Origin of the sequence: Sulfolobus sp. B1 (assembly GCF_007050195.1) — an archaeon.
Taxonomy (GTDB): domain Archaea; phylum Thermoproteota; class Thermoprotei_A; order Sulfolobales; family Sulfolobaceae; genus Saccharolobus.
The window spans coordinates 1-1,963 of sequence record NZ_QIMI01000203.1; the positions used below are offsets into that span (position 1 = coordinate 1).

The window sequence follows — 1,963 nt, forward strand, 5'->3', positions numbered from 1 at the left end:
GTATTCCAGCATTCTTTAAAGTTTCCAATGTATTATAGACTGTACCATTCTCTCGTCTTGTCTTTTCCCCACTATACAGGTTGAGGTCTGTCCTCCTCCTTCCACGCAGAGCTAATACTGACAACTGTTCCCCTCCTCCTATGTCTAAAGCGTTATAGGAGTTACTCCGTTAGAAGAGTGTATGGACAACAATTTGGTTGATATAAATTGAATTTTCTTTAGATGGAAAAGTGTTTTGTGTGAGGTAACTCATATATTGGGGCGAGAATGGGTTTGATTTCCTAACACTCACCTAACTCAACCAATGACGAGATTGCTAAAAAATTCTTCAATACAGTATACTCGAAATATATTGGCATAAGTTGGAATATGTGGATGAAATCGTTGTCTACACACGTTATGTTAGCCACAACGTACCTATTCTTTGGTTCAGTTTTAGTGATCTTACCTCCTTCTCCCCCACCATCAGAGCTTCCTTAACTTCGTAATATTGAAGAGACCGGCTAAAGCTTACCCGCCATTTTTTAAGGTAAAAAAGGCTTTCCCTACTTGGTTTAAGTTAAGAAAGCCTCTTCATTTAGGACGGGGAGGAGGTCAGAAGTAAATAGAACACTTAATTGTCGTCAGCTAGGAAAGCGTAGTTATGCTATAGGTCTATAGCGTCTACAGAGCTCATGTCCTTCAACGTATTTGCTGTGTCATAAATACATACCTCTTTTGCGTCCTTGCAAACACGGTATGGGTACGTTTTGTCCTCGTGAACTTATACTTACCTTTTAGTAATGTACTTGAGAGGTAATCTTCCAGTAAGAGTACTCCGTAGTTTAAAATATCAGGATAAAGGTTAATGCAGGAGATGCTGTTTCCAGCTCGACTTTTTTCTTTTCAATAAACCTTAGTATTTACCTCTCTACCCCTACACTACATCGAAGTCTGGCCCATCACCGCCTGTGCCATACGACTTGAAGATGTAGATTAAGTACAAGATTGTGGCAACAAGCAAGCCTATTCCGATGTAGGTTAATATCATACCAGTGGTCGAATTATATACACCATCAATAAGGAAATCTAATGCTAATAATATCAAGACAGTTGGTTTGAAGTACTTGTTACTACTTGGTATTATAAATATGACTATGTACATGATGAAAAAGATTAAGACGTTTATGGTTAACAACAACTCCAACCTCTGGAAACTTGTAATCACGTCGTAATAGACTCCCACTATTGCCATACTAAGATAAGCTATGACATATGTGCTTAAAAACCTTGCGCCTATTCTCTTTTTACGGATTGCCAATGCTGGCAAACGAAGCTGACCTACTCCTCTACCGACGAGGTTTGCCGTTATTTTTATCAATCCCTACTTACATTATATGCGTAAATCAGTTTGTACTCCTCGTGAGATACTGAAGGGATGGAGGTCCTCCCTCTTCTTAGGAAAACTTTAGTAGCATGAAAGTTAGTTTTTATCTCAGCGTCTAGAAGGCTGGGGAGGTGGAGTATGGAGTTCTTTATCGCGTTCTTCCGAAGGTCTCTGTAAGTTATCTCCCTCACTTCAAAGCCTATCTCCCTTAAGTAACGAGGAATGAACTCAACGTTCTCCCTTCCGTGGAGTTCCATAACTATCTCCCTAGCGTTTTTAACAACGTCGCTCTTTATAGCATATTTTTCAGCCCCCTCTATATCCATCTTTATTACGTCAGCGTGAGAGACTAGAGAGTCTAAAGGTTTAACCTCGACTTCTATGCCTTCTCCAGATAAAGACGATGTAACACCGTTTAACCTAAATTTCATCCTTCCTTCAATTTCGCCAACTGCAAAGGGCAATACTTCAACGTTAATTACGTTGTTCAGCTCTAGGTTCTTCCTCAGAAATTCTAAGTAACTAGGGTTTGGCTCTATCGCTATAACCCTTTTAGCCCTTCTTGAAGAGGGAGGACCTCCATCCCTTCAGTATCTC

2 protein-coding genes are annotated in these 1,963 nt (G+C 40.0%); both read right to left on the reverse strand.

Annotated features, from left to right (window positions below; genetic code table 11):
- Window positions 1–916 precede the first annotated feature (916 nt).
- Entirely contained in the window at window positions 917–1,234 is a 318-nt protein-coding gene (locus DMP16_RS09420; protein WP_069284241.1) for a hypothetical protein, read from the reverse strand.
- A gap of 122 nt (window positions 1,235–1,356) precedes the next feature.
- Window positions 1,357–1,911, reverse strand: a complete 555-nt coding sequence (locus tag DMP16_RS09425) for an FkbM family methyltransferase (RefSeq protein ID WP_083216406.1) — start codon at window positions 1,909–1,911, stop codon at window positions 1,357–1,359.
- Between the last annotated feature and the right edge of the window lie 52 nt (window positions 1,912–1,963).